Here is a 1,345-nt window from a genome sequence, read left to right on the forward strand (position 1 = left end):
GTGCCGGAGCTGCCGCCGCTCCCGGGCGTGCGGATCGCCACCGCCCAGGCCGGCATCCGCTACAGCGGCCGGACCGACGTGCTCTACGTCGACCTCGCCGCCGGAACCCGCGCGGCCGGGGTGTTCACCCGCTCGAAATGCCCGTCGGCACCGGTGGATTGGTGCCGCGAGGCCCTGGCCCACGGCCCGGCCCGGGCGCTGGTGGTCAATTCGGGCAACGCCAACGCGTTCACGGGCCGGCTCGGCCGGGAGGCGGTGGCCAAGACCGTCCAGATCGCCGCGCAGGCGGCCGGCTGCGGCGACCGGGAGGTCTACGTCGCCTCCACGGGTGTGATCGGCGAGCCGCTGCCGGCCGAGCGCTTCGAGGGCGTGCTGGCCGACTGCGCCGCCCGGGCCACGGACGGCCCGGCCGCCTGGGCCGAGGCGGCCCGGGCGATCATGACCACCGACACCTTCCCCAAGCTCGCGACCCGCACCGCCGAGATCGACGGCGTGCGCGTCACCATCAGCGGCATCGCCAAGGGCGCCGGCATGATCGCCCCCGACATGGCGACCATGCTGGCCTTCGTGTTCACCGACGCCGCCCTGCCCCAGGCCGCCCTCCAGGCGCTGCTGAGCGCGGGCACCAAGACCAGCTTCAACTGCGTGACGGTGGACGGCGACACCTCGACCTCCGACACCCTGCTGCTGTTCTCCACCGCCCAGGCCGGCAACGCCGAGATCGCCGACGCGGCCGACCCGCGTCTGGCCGGCTTCAAGGCGGCGCTCGACGGCCTGCTGATCGAACTGGCCCAGCTCGTCGCCAAGGACGGCGAGGGCGCGCGCAAGTTCGTCACCGTGCGGGTCACGGGCGCCGAGAGCGACGCCTCCGCGCACAAGATCGCCATGTCGATCGCCAACTCGCCGCTGGTGAAGACCGCGGTGGCCGGCGAGGACGCCAATTGGGGCCGGGTGGTGATGGCGGTGGGCAAGGCCGGCGAGCCCGCCGACCGGGACCGGCTCGCGATCTGGTTCGGCGACGTGCGCGTGGCCGTCCAGGGCGCCCGCGACCCGGATTACAGCGAGGACGCCGCCAGCGCGGTGATGCGCGAGCCGGAGATCGGCATCCGGGTCGATCTCGGGTTGGGCGAGGGCCAGGCCCGCGTCTGGACCTGCGACCTGACCAAGGCCTACATCGAGATCAACGGGGATTACCGCTCGTGAGGGCCGGCCTCGCCGGCCTTCTCCTGCTCGCCCTGCTGCCCGCCCGGGCGCACGCCGACGATGACGCGTGCAAGCGCCGCATCAGCGTCGTCGGGCATGCCGCGGAGGCGCGGGCGCCGGACTTCGCCGAGGTCACGGTCGG

At 74.1% G+C, this 1,345-nt stretch carries 1 protein-coding gene; it reads left to right on the plus strand.

Features of this window, described 5'->3' with window-relative positions:
* Positions 1 to 1,203, plus strand: coding sequence for a bifunctional glutamate N-acetyltransferase/amino-acid acetyltransferase ArgJ (gene argJ / locus FV228_RS29900; RefSeq protein WP_147857749.1), 1,203 nt, complete (start codon positions 1 to 3; stop codon positions 1,201 to 1,203).
* The last annotated feature ends 142 nt before the right edge of the window (positions 1,204 to 1,345 follow it).

Source organism: Methylobacterium sp. WL18 (assembly GCF_008040015.1).
GTDB classification, from domain to species: Bacteria; Pseudomonadota; Alphaproteobacteria; order Rhizobiales; family Beijerinckiaceae; genus Methylobacterium; species Methylobacterium mesophilicum.